A 17,878-nucleotide genomic window follows, 5' to 3' on the forward strand; every position below is an offset into this window, starting at 1 on the left:
TTTGCGGCGGCAAAGAAAGTAAGTGCCGCCCCGCACAGGGGCAACACTAGCAAACCACTAACAAATCGCGGACGCCAACCAAAAACACCACTCACAACGTCGGCAGCAACTCCGGCGGATGATGCTTAAGCGTCTGCCTCGCCTCCCGAAACTCAGGAAATATCGACTCAACAGTCTGCCAGAACCGCGGACTATGGTTCATCTCGCGCAAATGCGCGAGTTCATGCGCAACCACATAGTCGATGATAGAAAGCGGAAAATGAATCAGCCGCCAGTTGAGCCGGATCTTGCCATCGCTTGAACAACTCCCCCAGCGTGTCGCGGCAGAAGAGAGTCCATAAGCTCGATACGACACGCCCAACTTCTCGGCATACACATCAAGCCGTTCACCAAAAATGCGCTTGGCTTCGCTCTGTAGCCAACCCTGCACGCGATCCTTGATCTGCTGCGGATCCGCCTGCGCAGGCAACGGCAACGCCAGCACGTTCGAAGACGGATCAAAAGCCAGCAATCCATTCGCAGCCGCCAGCGAAATCCGCACGTTCTGCCCGAGATAAGGCACCTCCGCCCCATCTTTCCAGTCGACGCGCGGCATCACGCGCTGCTCAGTGCGCGTCTGCCATTCGGTGAGTTTCGTGAAGATCCAGCGCTGCTTTTCGGCAATCGCTGTTTCGATATCGGCGAGCGTGACCCAGCGCGGCGCAGTGATCGTCAGCCCGGTGCTGTCGATGGCAAACCCAATCGAGCGACGCGATGAACGCTTCAGCGCGTAGTGCAACGTGCGCGCGCCCAGCGTGACGCTGCGCAATTTCGAGCCATCGGGAGCAAGGGGAGCCGCAGGCTTGGGTTGCTGCGACGGTGCGGGCGATGTGCCCGGCTCTTCGAAGAGCGGCAGATCGAGTTGCCGGCTATCGAGCGCCGCAGCAGGCTGCGGCTTGGAAGACTTCTGCATCGGACTCACTTCGCGCTGATACGCCGCCATGCGCACAAAAGCGCATCGCAGCGTGGCGCGTCAGATACGGGCGGCGGCGGGCGTGCTCTGCTCGTCGCCATAAGCGGTCGGATCGATGCGGCGCATCTCCGCCTCGATCCACGTTTCGACGCGCGTGTTCACTTCGTCGGGCGTGAGCCCGGTGGTGTCGATCGGTTTGCCGATCGACACTGTGACTATACCCGCATATTTCATGAACGAGTTGCGCGGCCACACACGTCCTGCATTGTGCGCGATGGGCACCACGGCTGCGCCCGTCGCCACGGCGAAGCGCGCGCCACCCGTCTTGTACTTGCCCTGCTTGCCTGTCGGCGTGCGCGTGCCTTCCGGAAACATGATGACCCACGCGCCTTCGGACATGCGTCGCGCGCCTTGCCGCGTCACCGACGCGAACGCATTCTTGCCTTCCTTGCGGTCGATCTGAATCATCTTCAGCATGCCCAGCGCCCAGCCGAAGAACGGCACGTACAGCAATTCGCGCTTGAACACGTAGCACAGCGGACGCGGCATCAACGCGGGGAACGCGAGCGTCTCCCACGCGGATTGATGCTTCGACAGCAGCACGGCAGGGCCGTTCGGCAGATTGTCCATGCCGTGTATTTCGTAGCGGATGCCATTCAGCCAGCGCACGACGTTGAGCGTCGTGCGGCACCAACCGACCGCCATCCAGTAGCGGTTGTCGGCGCGCATGAACGGAAACGCGATAAAGCATGCGGTCGCGTAGGGAATCGTGAACACCGCAAAGAAAATCAGCAGCAACAGCGAGCGGATAAAGCGCATCGGCGTGGTCAGTGAAGTGGGAGCGCTTGAGTGCGCGTCATTCTTGTTCTTCGGCGAGGAAGTCGCGGGCGAACGTGCGCAGATCAGCATGCACGCGTGTGCCTTCTGGCAACCCGCCAGCTTCGAGCGTCTTCTTGCCCTTGCCCGTCAGCACCAGATGCGGAACGAAACCGAGCGCGGCGCCCGCTTCAAGATCGCGCAACGAATCGCCGACAACCGGCGTATGTTCCGGATCGATCTCGAAACGCTCAGCGATCATCTTCAGCATGCCGGGGCGTGGCTTGCGGCATTCGCAGTGATCGTCGGCCGTGTGCGGGCAGAAGAACACGGCATCGATGCGACCGCCGACAGCCGCCGCCGCGCGATGCATCTTCAGATGCATCGCGTTGAGCGCGTCCATGTCGAACAGGCCACGGCCGATGCCAGACTGGTTCGTCGCGATCGCCACGCGATAACCGGCCTGATTGAGCCGCGCGATCGCTTCGAGACTGCCGGGCAGCGCGACCCACTCATCGGGCGATTTGATGAACGCGTCCGAGTCGACGTTGATCACGCCGTCCCGATCGAGCACCACCAGTTTCTTTGCTGTTCCCATGATGCGGCGCTCAGGCTGCGAGGCGCGAAATATCCGCGACGCAGTTCATCTGTTGATGCAGCGCGCCGAGCAGCGCGAGGCGGTTCGCACGCAATGCGGGGTCTTCCGCGTTGACCATCACGTCGTTGAAGAACGTATCGACGGGTTCGCGCAGCGCGGCGAGCGCCGACAGCGCGCCCGTGTACTGACGCTCGGCGAGTTGCGACTGCACGCGCGGCGCAACCTGTTCCAACTGTGCGTGCAGTGCCTTTTCGGCCGCTTCGACGAGCAGTGTGATCTGCACGCCGCCCGCGTTCGCGCCTTCCGACTTCTTCAGGATGTTCGAAATACGCTTGTTCGCCGCCGCGAGCGATGCCGCTTCCGACAGCGCCGCGAATTCGCGCACCGCGTCCAGACGCGCGACGATATCGTCGAAACGCGTCGGGTTCAGTGCGAGCACGGCATCCACTTCACCTGCCGAGTAGCCGCGTTCGCGCAGTTGTCCGCGCAGACGGTCGATACAGAATTCGTAGATGGCCTGCGTCGAATCCGCGACATTCGGCACGTTCGCGAACTGCGCGTAGGTGACGCGCAGCAGTTCGACGAGATCGATCGGCAACTGCTTTTCGACGAGGATACGCAGCACGCCGAGCGCGTGACGGCGCAGCGCGAACGGATCTTTTTCGCCAGTCGGTTGCAGGCCGATGCCCCAGATGCCGACCAGCGTTTCGAGCTTGTCGGCGAGCGCGACGATCGTGCCCGTCGTCGTGGACGGCAAAGCATCGCCCGAGAAGCGCGGCTGATAGTGTTCCGAGCATGCGAGCGCGACTTCTTCCGGCTCGCCGTCGTGACGCGCGTAGTACGTGCCCATCGTGCCTTGCAACTCGGGGAATTCGCCAACCATATCGGTCAGCAAGTCGGCCTTCGCGAGATGCGCACCGCGCTTCGCGAGCCCAACGTCCGCGCCGATCATCTGTGCGATCGCGCCGGCCAGCGCTTCGAGACGCTCGACACGTTGCAGCGCCGAACCCAGCTTGTTGTGATATACGACGTTCGCGAGTTGCGGCACGCGATCGGCGAGGGGACGCTTCTTGTCCTGTTCGAAGAAGAACTTCGCATCGGCGAGACGCGGGCGCACCACGCGCTCATTGCCTTCGACGATCTCATCCGGCGTTTTCGTATCGATGTTCGACACGATCAGGAAGCGCGAGCGCAGCTTGCCGTTCGCATCGGTGAGCGCGAAGTACTTCTGGTTGGTCTGCATCGTGAGGATCAGACATTCCTGCGGCACTTGCAGGAACTCATCCTCGAACTTGCACGTGTAGACGACGGGCCATTCGACCAGCGACGTCACTTCGTCGAGCAGCGAATCGGGCATCACGACTTCGTCGCCGTTCGCCTGCGCGAGCAGATGCGTGCGGATCGTTTCCTTGCGGTCGGCGAAGTTCGGCACGACCTTGCCCTTGTGGATCAGCGTTTCCGCGTAGTGATCCGCGTGCTGGATCTGCACGAAGCCTTCGGACAGGAAACGATGGCCGAGCGTGGTGTCGTCGGCGTCGATGCCGAACGCGGTGACGGGCACGACTTCCTTGTCATGCAGCACCGTCAGACGATGTACAGGGCGCACGAACTGCACGTTCGAACCGTCCGGACGCTGATACGTCATGACCTTCGGAATAGGCAACTTGGCGAGCGTTTCGTCGAGCGCCGTTTGCAGGCCTTCCGCGAGCGTGGCGCCGGGCGCCGCGTAACGCAGGAAGAACGCTTCGGCCTTGCCGTCGTTCGCGCGCTCGAGATCGTTCACCGAGAAATCGGGGAAGCCGAGCGCCGCGAGCTTCTTCGCGAGCGGCGGCGTGGGCTGGCCGTTCGCATCGAGTGCGACGGAAACAGGCAGCACTTTTTCGCGCACGTGTTTTTCCGGCGCGACGTTGCGCACGTTCTTGATGGTCACGGCGAGGCGGCGCGGCGTCGCGTAACGCTCGAACTGCAATTCGCCTTCGATCAGGTCGCGCGCCGCGAGGCGTTGCGCGATGCCTTCCGCGAACGCGTCGCCGAGACGCGCGAGCGCTTTCGGCGGCAGTTCCTCGGTCAGCAGTTCGACGAGCAGGGTGGCTTGATGGGATTGCGTCATGTCTTCTTGGTCTCGTCAGTCCTGGTCGATCTTGCGTTCGACTTTGAGCGGCGGCGCCCACGCGGGCATCGCGGCGTCCTGTTCGTCGGTAGTGAGGCCGGGCACGCCGTGCACGGGATTGCCGAGCATCGGGAAGCCGAGCTTTTCGCGCGAGTCGAAATACGCCTGCGCGACGAGGCGCGACAGCGCGCGAATCCGGCCGATATACGCCGCGCGCTCCGTCACGGAGATCGCGCCGCGCGCGTCGAGCAGATTGAACGTGTGAGCGGCCTTCAGCACGAGTTCGTAAGCGGGAAGCGCGAGCGGCACTTCGATCATGCGCTTCGCTTCGCTTTCGTAACTGTTGAAGAACGTGAACAGCAGATCGGTGTTCGCGTGCTCGAAGTTATAAGTGGATTGCTCGACTTCGTTCTGGTGATACACGTCGCCATACGTGAGGCGGCGCATTTCCGGACCATTCGGGCCTTGTTCTTCCCACTCGGTCCAGATCAGGTCATAGACGTTCTCGACCTTCTGCAGATACATCGCGAGACGTTCGAGACCGTAGGTGATTTCGCCGAGCACCGGCTTGCAGTCGAGGCCGCCCACCTGCTGGAAGTACGTGAACTGCGTCACTTCCATGCCGTTGAGCCACACTTCCCAGCCGAGACCCCACGCGCCGAGCGTCGGATTTTCCCAGTCGTCTTCGACGAAGCGCACGTCGTTTTGCTTCAGGTCGAAGCCGAGTGCTTCGAGCGAGCCCAGGTACAGATCGAGGATGTTTTCCGGCGCGGGCTTCAGCACGACCTGATACTGGTAGTAGTGCTGCAGGCGGTTCGGGTTCTCGCCATAACGGCCATCCTTCGGACGGCGCGACGGCTGGACATACGCTGCACGCCACGGCTCGGGGCCGATTGCGCGCAGGAACGTGTGGACGTGGGACGTGCCCGCGCCGACTTCCATGTCGATCGGCTGGAGCAGCGCGCAACCCTGCTTGTCCCAATAGGATTGCAGCGTCAGGATGATTTGCTGAAACGTGAGCATGAAGTGCCTTGAAGGGTGCCTTTCAGGCAGGACGCGGATGCCGTGCGGCTTGCGTGGCGCGCGTGCCGGGCTGGCCGTTTGCCGTGCAGCCGGCCGGTTGCGCGGCCCAGTGCTGTGAAACCCTGAATTTTACCGGATTGCCGGTGGCTTGAGACTTTCTGGGGCCTGGTGGTTCAACGGGGGCGCGTTTGTGTGCTTTGGCGTGCGTTGTGTGCCGCGCCGCCCGTTGATTCTGATCTTAGGCGTTGCCGGTTGTGTTGCCGTTCTTTTTCAACCCGCCCGACCGATCACGGCCCGACCGGTCGCGGCCCGGACCGAATGCAAACCCAAACGCGAGGAACAGCAGCGACACGGCGAGCACCGTGTTGTTGCCACTCGTCACGTACGGCGTGAAGCCCGTGGTGCCCTGCACGGTGGTTTCGATCGAACCTTGCGTGAACACAGGCAGACGCGCGACGACGTTGCCGTGCGCGTCGATGGCGGCCGTTGCGCCCGTGTTGGTCGCGCGCAGCATCGGGCGGCCCGTTTCGAGCGAGCGCATGCGTGCGATCTGCAGATGCTGATCGAGCGCGATGGTGTCGCCGAACCACGCGAGATTGGTCGAGTTCACCAGCACACCCGCCGGCACGTCACTCTCGCGCACGGTGCGGGCGATTTCCTCGCCGAAGATGTCTTCGTAGCAGATATCGACGGCGATGGGCTGGTTGTGCACCACGAACGGTTTCTGCACGGCGGGACCGCGCGCGAAATCGCCGAGCGGGATGTTCATCAGATTCACGAACCAGCGGAAACCCCACGGCACGAACTCGCCGAACGGCACCAGATGATGCTTGTCGTAGCGATACACGCCGGGTTGATCGGGCGTGATGCCGAACAGGCTGTTGGTGTAATCGACCACGCGGCCTTCCGGCGTGATTTTTCCGCCAATCGCGCCGAACAGAATCGACGAATGGGTCGAATCGGCGAAATGGCGCACGGCCAGCGCGAACGATTCGGGGATTGCCTGCGCAAGCACAGGAATCGCCGTTTCCGGCGTAACGATCAGATCGGCGGGTTTGGCCGTGATCATCTGCTGATATTCGTCGATAGCAGACTTGACGCCCGATTCCTCGAACTTCATGTCCTGCTTCACGTGGCCTTGCAGCAGGCGGACTGTCAGCGTCGCGTTCGCGGGCGTGGTCCACGACACCAGCGGCAACAGCAGGCCCGCGGCGATCAGCACGACGGCGATGACAGCGGGCGTCGCCACGCGCGGACCGAGCGGCGACGCGCTCTGCGTGTCAGTGTTCGACGGCGTGCGCGAACGCAGCAGCGCTTGCGCGATCAGTGCAGCAGCAAGCGCCATCACCCAACCGACGCCATACACGCCGACGATAGGTGCAAATCCCGCAAACGGCCCGTCGACCTGCGCATAACCACTCGCGAGCCACGGAAAGCCGGTGAACACGGTGCCGCGCAGCCATTCACCGATAGCCCACGCGCTCGCGAATGCAAACGCGCCGTGCCACGTCGGCGAAAACGGCTGGGTATCGACGAGTTTGCCGTTACGCGCGTGTCCCGCGCAGAACGACCAGATGCCCGCCGCAAGCGCTGGATAGACGGCCAGATACAGCGAGAACAGCACGAGCGCCGTGCCCGCCAGCGGCGCGGGCATGCCGCCGTAGAAGTGCATGCTCACATACAGCCACCACACGCCCGTGACGTAGTTGCCGAAGCCGAACGCGAAGCCGGTGAGGGTCGCGCTTTTCCAGCCTGTCGTGCGCGTGAGCCACGCAAAGAAGAACACGAAGACCGCGAGTTCGAGCCAACCGCCATGCGGCGTCGGTGCGAAGGAGAGCGTGTTGAGCGCGCCGGCGGCGGCGGCGGCGAGGTAGTGCCACCACGGCAACGTCCGGGCGCGCCCGATGTTTGCATCGGCTGCGTCGGGCGTCACGCCGCGGCGCAGACGGGAAGTAATCGGGTCGGCCATTGTTGCGTGGTCGGCTTCAGGGAGATCCGGAGATCAGGTTTGCACGTGCTGGGCGTCGCGTTCGCGCTGTCCCGCGAGCGGATCGCGGCGCACGAGCAGCATATGGATCTGGCGGGCATCGGCGCGCAGCACTTCGAAGATGAGATCGTCGAGTTTCACCTTTTCGCCGCGATGCGGCACGCGTCCGAAATGGTGCGTCACGAGACCGCCGATGGTATCGACTTCCTCGTCCGAATAGTGGGTACCGAACTCTTCGTTGAACTGCTCGATCTCGGTCAGCGCGCGCACACGGAACCGGCCGTCCGGCGACGCGATGATGTTGCCGCTTTCTTCGTCGAAATCGTATTCGTCCTCGATATCGCCGACGATCTGTTCGAGCACGTCTTCGATCGTGATCACGCCCGCCACGCCGCCATATTCATCGACGACGATGGCGATGTGATTACGGTTCACGCGGAAATCGTGCAGCAGCACGTTCAGGCGCTTCGATTCGGGGATGAAGACGGCGGGGCGCAGCATGCCGCGCACGTCGGCTTCTTCTTCGGCGTAGTAGCGCAGCAGGTCTTTCGCGAGCAGCACGCCGATGACGTTGTCGCGATTGCCTTCGTACACGGGGTAGCGCGAGTGCGCCTTTTCCAGCATGTACGGGATGAATTCGTCGGGAGCGTCCGCGATGTTGATCGCGTCCATTTGCGCGCGCGGAATCATGATGTCGCGTGCGCAGAGCTCGGAAACCTGGAACACGCCTTCGATCATCGACAGTGAATCGGCGTCGATGAGATTACGTTCGTGCGCGTCCTGCAGAATTTCTAGGAGTTCGCCGCGAGAATCTGGCTCGGGCGAGATGAAGTCGGTCAATCGCTCGAGGAGTGAGCGCTTTTCCTGGGGTTTGTCGCTGGTATGGCGTCGACTGGGATACGAATCGTTCATGGTGGTGCGCCCGGAAAGCTGGACGCGCTGTTGCAGAGCGTTAAGGATACACCACGGGCGTGGCGGGACTGTGTCCTCGCGCACGGCGGCGTGTAGAGCTGGGCTTTTCCGGGTTGATCGACCGCGAATGCCGCGAATTTCGCGGCATTCGGAACCGTTCCGTCGAAAAGGCTCGCTTTTATCCTAACTGATATCGGCTTCGCAGGGGGTGTGGAGTCAAAAATCAGCCTTTACATCGCGCCAGCAGCGCTTCGAGCGCCCGATCCGGCATGCCGCTCTCGCGCAGCGCAACCACGGTCCGGCTGACGTAATCGAGCGTCGTCCCGTACCGTCCGGAAGCACAGTCGAGCACGGTCTTCACGACGTCGTCGGACAGTTTGCCCGTGTAGGAAGCCACGTCCCGCCGCATGACAAAAGCGAGCGCGTCGACGCGCCGTCCATCGGCAAGCACACGCGGCAGCCCCGCGGGCCGATACGACCCCATCGCCATTTCACGCCGCCAGAGTGCTTCGAGATGCGGCATCGCGCCGTCGGCAGCCAGCCGGCACGCGATCCCACTGCACGATCCGCCGCGATCGAGCGCCAGCACGAGACCCGGCTGCTCCGGCGTGCCGCGATTGCCGCGCGACCACAGATACAGCCCGCGATGGTATCCATGCACCCGCGAGCGCAACGCCTCGACGGTCGGCAGACCGGGATTCCAGATCAGCGACCCATAACCAAACAGCCAGAGATCGGTCTTCCCGTCCCAGTCGCGCAGCGAACACTCGAGCGACGCACGCAGTTCGTCGTCCGTCAAAAGGCGCGATTCGCCCAGCGACGGCGGATAGTCGGGACAGGGCAGGCGTGGCGACGGCGCAGATGAAAGAGGTTGGCTCACGTTGATTCGATCGGTTGGCTGACTGAAGATTCAGAGCCTGCGATCGACACGTCGGTGATGCCGGCTCCTGATTCCTGCTGTCGAGCCTTTATTCGTACGGGTCGGGGAAGCCCAGCTTGCCGAGCACTTCGGTTTCGATCGCTTCCATTTCTTCGGCTTCCGCTTCGTCCTCGTGATCGTAGCCCTGTGCATGCAGCGCGCCGTGGACGAGCAGATGCGCGTAGTGCGCTTCGAGCGGCTTGCCCTGTTCGTTCGCTTCTTTCTCGACGACAGGGCAGCACAGGATCAGATCGCCCGTGACGGGATCGTCTTCCGATTCCGCGTAGGCGAAGGTCAGCACGTTGGTCGCGTAATCCTTGCCGCGATACGTGCGGTTCAGCGTCTGGCCTTCTTCGGCATCGACGAAACGCACGGTCAGCTCGGCATCCGCGAACAGCGCGGCCTTGATCCACGCGGCAACGGTTGCTTTGGGCAACAGCGCCTTGTGCTCGGGCCACGCTTTTCCAGCGGGGAATTGCAGATTCAGCGACAGTTTCGGGGCGCGGCTCATGCGTCGTTGTTCATCCGTGTCATGTCCGCATCACTTCGCGGCTTCCGCCGCATCGGCTGCTTCTTTCTTCGAAGCCGCGTCGTAAGCCTCGACGATGCGCGCCACCAGCGGATGCCGCACCACATCTGCGCTCGTGAAGCGCGTGAGCGCGATGCCGCGCACGTCCGCGAGCACACGCTGCGCTTCGATCAGCCCGCTCTTGTGGCCGCGCGGCAAATCGATCTGCGTCGTGTCGCCCGTGACGACCGCCTTCGAGCCGAAGCCGATACGCGTGAGGAACATCTTCATCTGCTCGGGCGTGGTGTTCTGCGCCTCGTCGAGAATGATGAACGCGTGATTCAGCGTGCGGCCGCGCATGTACGCGAGCGGCGCGATTTCGATCATCTGGCGCTCGAACATCTTCGCCGTCTTGTCGAAACCGAGCAGATCGTAGAGCGCGTCGTACAGCGGGCGCAGATACGGATCGACCTTCTGCGCGAGATCGCCGGGCAGGAAGCCCAGACGCTCGCCCGCTTCGACAGCGGGACGCGTCAGCACGATGCGCTTGACCTGATCGCGCTCGAGCGCATCGACAGCACACGCGACGGCCAGATACGTCTTGCCCGTGCCCGCGGGCCCAATGCCGAAGGTGACGTCGTGCGAAACGATCTGCTTCAGATACTCGCGCTGCGCGGGTGTGCGGCCGCGCAGATCGGCGCGGCGCGTGTACAGCTTCGGGCCGAGTTCCTCTTCGTTTTCGCCGCCATCGTGCACGGGCTCGTCGAACGGAGGGTCGGGATCGCCGCGAAAACGTGGATCGATTTCCGCCTCGCCGTTACCGCCTGCGCGCCCATTGGCGGCCGCATGGCGCGCTTCGACGAGCGCAAGCTGGATATCGTCGACGGACAACGGATCGCGTGCGTTGTTGTAGAAGTTTTCGAGCGCATTGAGGGCGACTTTCGCGCCGCGCCCGCGGATGCTGATGCGGTGGCCGCGTCGTTGCAGCGTGACGTCGAGCGCCTGCTCGATCTGCCGCAGGTTTTCGTCGAGCGGCCCGCAGAGGTTGGCAAGCCGCGCGTTGTCTTCGCGCGGCGCAGTGAATTCCAGATGTTGCTGAGAGGTCTTCAAGGCTTGAGTTCGGTCCTGTCAGTGCGCTACAGCTTAATGAGTGGCGGGCGCGGTGTCGTGAACCATCACGAGTTCGCCGCGCAGCGAATGCGGATATGCATGCACGATCTTCACGTCGATCATCTGGCCGATCAGGCGCGCGTGCGATTCCACCGGCGCGGGGAAATTCACCACGCGGTTATTTTCAGTGCGGCCTGCGAGTTCATTCGGGTCCTTGCGCGCCGGGCGCTCGACCAGAATGCGCTCGACCTTGCCGACCATCGCTTCACTGATGCGCTGCACGTTTTCTTCGATGGTCGCCTGCAGATGCTGCAAGCGGCGCAGCTTCACTTCGCGCGGCGTATCGTCGTGCAGGTTCGCGGCGGGCGTGCCGGGACGCGGGCTGTAGATGAACGAGAAGCTCGTGTCGTAGCTCATGTCGTGCACGAGCTGCATCATCTTCTCGAAGTCTTCTTCCGTCTCGCCGGGGAAGCCGACGATCATGTCCGTCGACAGCGACAGGTCCGGGCGGATCGCGCGCAGCTTGCGGATCACCGACTTGTATTCGAGCACGGTATAACCGCGCTTCATCGCCATCAGAATGCGGTCCGAGCCGTGCTGCACGGGCAGATGCAGATGGCTGACGAGCTTCGGCACTTTCGCGTAGGTGTCGATCAGGCGCTGCGTGAATTCCTTCGGGTGCGACGTCGTATAGCGAATCCGTTCGATGCCCGGAATGTCCGCGACGTATTCGATCAGCGTGGCGAAATCGGCGATTTCGGTCGCACCGAGCGTCATCGCGCCACGATAAGCGTTCACGTTCTGGCCGAGCAGCGTCACTTCACGCACGCCCTGATCGGCGAGACCGGCGATTTCCGTCAGCACGTCGTCGAGCGGACGCGACACTTCTTCACCGCGCGTGTACGGCACGACGCAATAGCTGCAGTACTTGCTGCAACCTTCCATGATCGACACGAACGCGCTCGGGCCATCCACTTTCGCGGGCGGCAGATGATCGAACTTCTCGATTTCCGGGAACGTGATGTCGACTTGCGGACGGCCGCTCGCGCGGCGCTGGTCGATCATCTGCGGCAGACGGTGCAAGGTCTGCGGGCCGAACACGAGGTCCACGTACGGTGCGCGCGACACGATCGACGCGCCTTCCTGGCTCGCCACGCAGCCGCCGACGCCGATCAGCAGGTTCGGGTTCGCTTCCTTCAGTTCGCGCACGCGGCCGAGATCGGAGAACACTTTTTCCTGCGCCTTTTCGCGCACCGAGCAGGTGTTGAACAGAATGACGTCAGCGTCTTCGGGGTTGTCGGTTTTGACGAGGCCTTCTGCCGCGCCGAGTACGTCGACCATCTTGTCGGAGTCGTACTCGTTCATCTGGCAGCCAAAGGTCTTTACATAAACTTTCTTGGTCATCGAGTGTTCGCCGGTCGCAGCAATTAATCTGGGGGCGTCAATAAAAGGTGAAGAGATGAAAAACGCGTGGCGCCGTGGCGCGGAAGATCGGGCTGGAGCGCCCGAAGCGCGTCTTTATAGCGTAGTCCAACATTATAGCCCTTTGCGGCGTGGGGCTTTGGCGGCGTGCCGGGGCGTGGCTTAGACGCCAGGGTCTACGTTTGTCGACGATTTTCGGGTGCGCGCGGACGTTTTCCGCGCGTGGGTGAGTGACTGCGGCAGGCCAAGCTGCGCTTCCAGTTCGCCCGTGGTGGTCGCAAAACGTTCGGCGAGAAAATCCAGCAGCACGCGCACGCGCGGCGCCATGAAGCGGTTGCGGTGATACAGCGCGTGCAGCGGCGCGTCGGGATAACGCCATTCGGGCAGCAGCACGCGCAGGCCGTCGCTTTTCAGATCGGCTTCGACGTCCCACATCGACTTGATCACGATGCCGTAGCCGCGCAGCGCCCATTCGCGCGCGACGGCGCCATCGTTGGTTTCGCGCGCGGTTTCGAGTGGAATGGTGTACGTGACGGTTTCGTCGCCGCGCGTGAAGCGCCACTCGTTGACGGGGCCGGATGTCGTGCCGAGCACGATGCAATCGAATCGGGCCAGATCGAGCGGATCTTTCGGCTCGCCGCGCCGCGCGATGTATTCCGGCGACGCGCACAGCACACGCGGATTCGGCGCGAGCCGCCGCGCGACCAGCGAACTGTCCTGCGGCACGCCGAAACGGATCGCGAGGTCGATATCTTCCTGCACCAGGTTTTGCAGCGAATCGGACAGAGTCAGCGCGAAGGTGACGTCCGGGTACAGCGCATTGAACTCGTCGAGCCAGTGCATCAGCAGATTGCGCCCGAAGTCCGAGGTCGCGGAGATGCGCACCTTGCCGCGCACGGCGTTCTGGCCCGCTTGCAGCGCGGCTTCGGCGTCGTCGAGTGCGCGCAGCGCCTGCTGGCAGCAACTCAGATAAAGACGGCCTTCGTCGGTGAGACGCAACTGGCGCGTGGTGCGCTCGAACAGGCGCGCCTTCAGCCCGCCTTCCAGCTTGGCGAGGCGCGCGCTGGCGGCTGCGGGCGTCAGCCCAAGCTTGCGGCCCGCCGCCGACAGACTGCCCAACTGCGCCGCTTCGACGAATAGCCGGATGTCGCCCAGATTGTCGGTCATTATTCGACACCATTTGAAAATCCTTCAAATGGTACGCCAATTATCAAAAGTGAGAGCTTCGCGGACAATCCGATCCTGAAAACGCGACATCCGCGTTTACCCGGAGCACGCATCATGCATCTCGACCACGCGACCATCGTCACACCCGATCTCGACGCCACGCGGCGGTTTTTCGTCGATGTCGTCGGACTGGAAGAGGGCGCGCGGCCGCCGTTCGGCGTGGGTGGCTACTGGCTTTATGCCGACGGCCGCCCGGTGATCCACCTCGTCGATTCGACCTTGCCGGGCCATGCCGTCCGCGTGACGCCGCGCATCGACCACCTCGCGTTCCGTCTCGACGACGGCGCGCAGTGGCAGGCGCTGCTTGCGCGGCTGGACAAGGCCGGCGTTCCGTATCAGACGGCCGATGTGCCGCTTTCGGGTGAAGTGCAACTGTTCGTCGCGCTGGCCGCGTCCGTCGTCATCGAGTTCGTGACGGCGGCGCGCCATGTCCAGCGCGCGTCCTTCTGAACCGTCTGGAGCCTGTCATGCCCATTCCCTTGCTAGCGCTTGCGATCAGCGCGTTCGCCATCGGCACTACCGAGTTCGTCATCATGGGCTTGCTGCCCGATGTGGCGAAGGATCTCGCCGTGTCGCTTCCTTCCGCTGGTCTGCTCGTCAGCGGTTACGCGCTCGGCGTGGCTGTCGGCGCGCCGCTGCTGGCTGTCGTCACCAGCAAGATGCCCCGCAAGCTCGCGCTGCAGTTGCTGATGGGCGTGTTCATCGTCGGCAACGTGCTGTGCGCGATCGCGTCGGATTATTCCGTGCTGATGATCGCGCGTGTCGTGACGTCGTTCGCGCATGGTTCGTTCTTCGGCATTGGCGCGGTGGTGGCTGCGTCGCTGGTGCCGCAGGAAAAGCGGGCGAGCGCGATTGCGCTGATGTTCACGGGCCTCACGCTCGCGAACGTGCTCGGCGTGCCGTTCGGGACGTTCATCGGCCAGATGTTCGGCTGGCGCATGGCGTTCTGGATCGTGGCTGCGTTCGGCGTGCTGTCGCTCGCGGGTGTCACGGCGCTGGTGCCGAATCGACATGACACGGGGCCGGCGGGTCTCGGCCACGAAGTGCGTGTGCTGAAGGAACCGCAGGTGTGGCTCGCATTGATGATGACCGTGCTCGGTTTCGGCGGCGTGTTCGTGGTGTTCACCTACATCGCGCCGATCCTCGAACAGGTGAGCGGCTTCACGCCGCACGGCGTCACGCTGATCCTGGTGCTGTTCGGCGTTGGCCTGACGGTGGGCAACACGATCGGCGGGAAACTGGCAGACCGCTCGCTGATGCCGTCGCTGATGGGCATTCTGATCGCGCTCGCCGTGGTGATGGCCGTGTTCGCGCACACCAGCCACTCGCAGATCGCAGCAGCCGTGACCGTGTTCATCTGGGGTATCGCGGCCTTTGCGACGGTGCCGCCGCTGCAGATGCGCGTGGTCGAGAAGGCGAAGGCAGCGCCGAATCTGGCGTCGACGCTCAACATCGGTGCGTTCAACATGGGCAACGCGGGCGGCGCGTGGCTCGGCGGGCTGGCGATCAGCCACGGCTATGGACTCGATGCATTGCCGTACGTTGCGGCACTGGTCGCGCTGGCCGCGCTGGCGCTGACGTGGTTCGCCTCGCGGCTGGATGCGCCCGCCGCTGCCGTGGTGGCGCGCGACGTGCGCGAGCGGGTTTGAGTGTGTCGCGCGGCGCCTGAACGGACCGCGCGATCAGGATGGTCGAGACCGACGATGCTCATGCAGCAATGCATGGGCTTTTTTTCGTCTGATGCTTTCGAAGTCCGCGTGCTGAACGCATCGCACGCCAGCGCATAAGCGTCCTCTGCGATCGTGATAACAGTGTGAAGATAACTTCGTTTGGCGCGGCAAACGCGGGTGCTAGTCTTGCCTCCACTAATGCTTGCTCCGCACCGATGCGGAGTTTCTGGAGGCAACCATGCAGTCACCGCTTGCGCTCGTGCGCGACCGCGCGTCGGAAGGTCACGACGCGGCCCATGGCCATGACGAAACCCGTTCGACGGAATTCGACGCGCTCGAACATCGCGTCGGCGTGAATCTGGCGCGGCTGCGCGCTGAACGGCAGTTGTCGCTCGATGCGTTGGCACGGGCGTCGGGTGTATCGCGGGCGATGCTTGCGCAGATCGAATCGGCGCGCAGCGTGCCGTCGATCAAGGTGCTGTGCAAGGTCGCGGCGGCGTTGAAGGTATCGGTTGCGGCGTTCCTGCGCCAGCATGCCGTGAACGGCTTCGAGCATCTGCCGGCGGATCGTTCGGCGCGCGTCGTGACATCGAATGGCCGTTACTGGACGCGCGCATTGCATCCCGACGCCGAGCCGTCGACAGCGGAGTTCCACGAGTTGCGCATCGCGCCTTTGCATACCGAGCCCGGCACGCGCCGCGCGCCGGGCACGACGGTGAATCTCGTCGTCAGCGTCGGCACGCTGGAAGTGAGCGTGCACGATCGGCGTCAGTTGCTGGCGACGGGCGATTCGATCGTGTTCGACGCCGACCAGCCGCACAGCCTGCGCAATCCCGGCGACACGGAAGCGCGCGCCTTTCGCGTGACGGTGAACGCGGAGACGCCGCCGCGCTGGGACGTGCCGCAAGAAGCGCATCAAGACGTGCATCAGGACGCACATCGCGATGCGACGCTTGCGCATTCCGAGGGATAAAACCCGAAATACGCGCGGGCTGCACGCCGCGCGAGGTTGTTGTATGCTCTGCGAGCCGGAATGATCCGGTAATCAGTACGTCTTCAGGGCGGGGCGAAATTCCCCACCGGCGGTATGCAGGCGATGCGCTTCGTGATGGATGAAGCGTCAGTCTGTGAGCCCGCGAGCGCCTGCGTCGTGGTTTGAGTTTGCAGGGTCAGCAGATCTGGTGAGAAGCCAGGGCCGACGGTTAGAGTCCGGATGGAAGAAGATGTGCAGATAGTCATCTGAGTCTCCTGTCGGCTGGAGAGGGCGCGTGAGCGTCTTTATCTGGCCATCATGCTGTGGATGGCACGTTGTCGTGCGGCCGCCTGTCGAGGCGTGCGTGCACGGTGTTGCCTGTCATGTGTTGCATGATTGCCGCGTGCGGCTGGCGGGGCGCGTTCGTCTCGTTTGTCTGTTTGCAATGCCCTGAAACGTTTTTCGCCCACACTCTTGCGAGGAGCGTTTCACATGTCCGCTGTACCTTCATCTGCTGCATTTGCCTGGCCTGCGCCTTCCGTTGTCGCTGAAGACGCCACCGCCGATCTACCCCTGCTTGCCACCGAATCCGTTCCGCCGCGTATCGCTGCCGCGCTCGAAGCATTGCGCGAAGGCCGTGCCGTCGTGCTTCAGGACGACCACGATCGCGAGAACGAGGCGGATCTGATCATGTCGGCTGAGAACATGAGCGTCGAGATGATGGCGCTGTTCATTCGCGAGTGCAGCGGCATTGTGTGTCTGTGCCTGCCTGACGAGAAGGTGCGCGCACTCGAGTTGCCGCCGATGACGGCAAACAACGAGAGCCGTAATACGACAGCGTTCACGGTATCGATCGAGGCACGCGAGGGCGTGTCGACGGGGGTGTCTGCTGCTGATCGCCTGACGACGATTCGTGCTGCGATCGCCGATAACGCGAAGCCTGCCGATATCGTGCGGCCGGGGCATGTTTATCCGCTGCGCGCGATGCCGGGTGGCGTGCTGGCGCGGCGCGGTCACACGGAAGGAACAGTCGATCTCGTGACTTTGGCGGGGCTGAAGCCTGCTGGCGTGCTGTGCGAGTTGATGAATGCCGATGGCACGATGATGCGGGGCGACGATGTCGAGCGGTTTGCCGCTTTGCATCGCATGCCTATTTTGACTATTGCTGAGCTTGTTGAGTTTAGAGTGGCTCTCGCCGGGGTGCGGGAAGTGGTTTGCGAGGTTTGATTTGTTGTTTGGATTGCTGGTGGGTTCGTTGGTGTGTTTGCTGGCATCCGCTTTTTGTTAGTGGTCTGCCTGGGTTGCCCCTGTGCGGGGCAGCACCTACTTTTCTTTGCCGCGGCAAAGAAAAGTAGGCAAAAGAAAGCCGCTGAACACCACCAGCCCTTGTACTTGCCTGCGGGCCCCCAGCCGGTCCTATCCTTCACACGGCATCACTCGTATTGATGCCCGCTGCCCACGCTCCGAATAAGCGCATCACCCGCTTCACGCCCCCGCGTCACCGCACACCTTGTTGGTTCGTCCACGGCCGCCCAGGTGGCAAACGGTGTGTCGGTTATCGCGGCGTATGCGCTTCACTCCGGACTGAAAAGCAAGGTCGGTGTGTCTTGTAGGATCGCCGACGCAGAATGCGCGACAACCTACACACCGT

16 protein-coding genes and 1 riboswitch are annotated in these 17,878 nt (G+C 63.1%); of the genes, 4 read left to right on the plus strand and 12 right to left on the minus strand.

Annotated elements, in window-relative coordinates; all coding sequences use genetic code 11:
• Nucleotides 1–91: 91 nt before the first annotated feature.
• The 12 genes from DK391_RS40535 to DK391_RS40590 all read right to left on the minus strand — a co-directional run bounded on the left by DK391_RS40535 (nucleotide 92) and on the right by DK391_RS40590 (nucleotide 13,524).
• On the minus strand, nucleotides 92–952 hold the full coding sequence (locus tag DK391_RS40535; protein WP_109483644.1) for a SprT family zinc-dependent metalloprotease: 861 nt from the start codon (nucleotides 950–952) through the stop codon (nucleotides 92–94).
• A gap of 60 nt (nucleotides 953–1,012) precedes the next feature.
• Nucleotides 1,013–1,771, minus strand: coding sequence for a lysophospholipid acyltransferase family protein (locus tag DK391_RS40540; RefSeq protein ID WP_109483629.1), 759 nt, complete (start codon nucleotides 1,769–1,771; stop codon nucleotides 1,013–1,015).
• A 37-nt stretch (nucleotides 1,772–1,808) separates the two neighbouring features.
• Nucleotides 1,809–2,366: a D-glycero-beta-D-manno-heptose 1,7-bisphosphate 7-phosphatase gene (gene gmhB, locus DK391_RS40545; RefSeq protein WP_109483630.1), complete on the minus strand. Its 558-nt coding sequence runs from the start codon at nucleotides 2,364–2,366 to the stop codon at nucleotides 1,809–1,811.
• Between the two features lie 10 nt (nucleotides 2,367–2,376).
• Entirely contained in the window at nucleotides 2,377–4,476 is a 2,100-nt protein-coding gene (gene glyS / locus DK391_RS40550) for a glycine--tRNA ligase subunit beta (protein WP_109483631.1), read from the minus strand.
• A gap of 15 nt (nucleotides 4,477–4,491) precedes the next feature.
• On the minus strand, nucleotides 4,492–5,499 hold the full coding sequence (gene glyQ / locus DK391_RS40555) for a glycine--tRNA ligase subunit alpha (RefSeq protein WP_109483632.1): 1,008 nt from the start codon (nucleotides 5,497–5,499) through the stop codon (nucleotides 4,492–4,494).
• Nucleotides 5,500–5,737: 238 nt separating this feature from the next.
• On the minus strand, nucleotides 5,738–7,468 hold the full coding sequence (gene lnt / locus DK391_RS40560; protein WP_109483633.1) for an apolipoprotein N-acyltransferase: 1,731 nt from the start codon (nucleotides 7,466–7,468) through the stop codon (nucleotides 5,738–5,740).
• Nucleotides 7,469–7,501: 33 nt separating this feature from the next.
• Nucleotides 7,502–8,398: a transporter associated domain-containing protein gene (locus DK391_RS40565; protein WP_109483634.1), complete on the minus strand. Its 897-nt coding sequence runs from the start codon at nucleotides 8,396–8,398 to the stop codon at nucleotides 7,502–7,504.
• 223 nt (nucleotides 8,399–8,621) lie between these two features.
• Complete coding sequence (locus tag DK391_RS40570; protein WP_109483635.1) at nucleotides 8,622–9,278, minus strand: gamma-glutamylcyclotransferase; 657 nt, start codon at nucleotides 9,276–9,278, stop codon at nucleotides 8,622–8,624.
• Between the two features lie 88 nt (nucleotides 9,279–9,366).
• The gene (gene ybeY / locus DK391_RS40575; RefSeq protein ID WP_109483636.1) at nucleotides 9,367–9,828 is read right to left on the minus strand and encodes an rRNA maturation RNase YbeY; all 462 of its coding nucleotides are present in this window, start codon (nucleotides 9,826–9,828) and stop codon (nucleotides 9,367–9,369) included.
• A 30-nt stretch (nucleotides 9,829–9,858) separates the two neighbouring features.
• Nucleotides 9,859–10,935 carry a PhoH family protein gene (locus tag DK391_RS40580; RefSeq protein ID WP_109483637.1) on the minus strand — a complete coding sequence of 359 codons (1,077 nt, stop codon included), beginning with the start codon at nucleotides 10,933–10,935 and terminating at the stop codon, nucleotides 9,859–9,861.
• Between the two features lie 33 nt (nucleotides 10,936–10,968).
• On the minus strand, nucleotides 10,969–12,339 hold the full coding sequence (gene miaB / locus DK391_RS40585; RefSeq protein ID WP_109483638.1) for a tRNA (N6-isopentenyl adenosine(37)-C2)-methylthiotransferase MiaB: 1,371 nt from the start codon (nucleotides 12,337–12,339) through the stop codon (nucleotides 10,969–10,971).
• A gap of 180 nt (nucleotides 12,340–12,519) precedes the next feature.
• On the minus strand, nucleotides 12,520–13,524 hold the full coding sequence (locus tag DK391_RS40590) for a LysR family transcriptional regulator (RefSeq protein ID WP_109483639.1): 1,005 nt from the start codon (nucleotides 13,522–13,524) through the stop codon (nucleotides 12,520–12,522).
• A gap of 114 nt (nucleotides 13,525–13,638) precedes the next feature.
• Between DK391_RS40590 and DK391_RS40595 the strand changes: the two genes are divergently transcribed.
• The 4 genes from DK391_RS40595 to ribB all read left to right on the plus strand — a co-directional run bounded on the left by DK391_RS40595 (nucleotide 13,639) and on the right by ribB (nucleotide 17,454).
• Entirely contained in the window at nucleotides 13,639–14,034 is a 396-nt protein-coding gene (locus DK391_RS40595) for a VOC family protein (protein ID WP_109483640.1), read from the plus strand.
• 17 nt (nucleotides 14,035–14,051) lie between these two features.
• Entirely contained in the window at nucleotides 14,052–15,233 is a 1,182-nt protein-coding gene (locus DK391_RS40600; RefSeq protein WP_109483641.1) for an MFS transporter, read from the plus strand.
• A 259-nt stretch (nucleotides 15,234–15,492) separates the two neighbouring features.
• Nucleotides 15,493–16,227 (plus strand): XRE family transcriptional regulator, encoded by a 735-nt coding sequence (locus DK391_RS40605; RefSeq protein ID WP_109483642.1) that lies wholly within the window; start codon nucleotides 15,493–15,495, stop codon nucleotides 16,225–16,227.
• 75 nt (nucleotides 16,228–16,302) lie between these two features.
• Nucleotides 16,303–16,483: riboswitch (FMN riboswitch) on the plus strand.
• 236 nt (nucleotides 16,484–16,719) lie between these two features.
• Nucleotides 16,720–17,454, plus strand: a complete 735-nt coding sequence (ribB, locus tag DK391_RS40610; protein WP_109483643.1) for a 3,4-dihydroxy-2-butanone-4-phosphate synthase — start codon at nucleotides 16,720–16,722, stop codon at nucleotides 17,452–17,454.
• Nucleotides 17,455–17,878: the final 424 nt, after the last annotated feature.

It is taken from the genome of Paraburkholderia sp. C35, assembly GCF_003121405.1.
Lineage (GTDB): Bacteria > Pseudomonadota > Gammaproteobacteria > Burkholderiales > Burkholderiaceae > Paraburkholderia.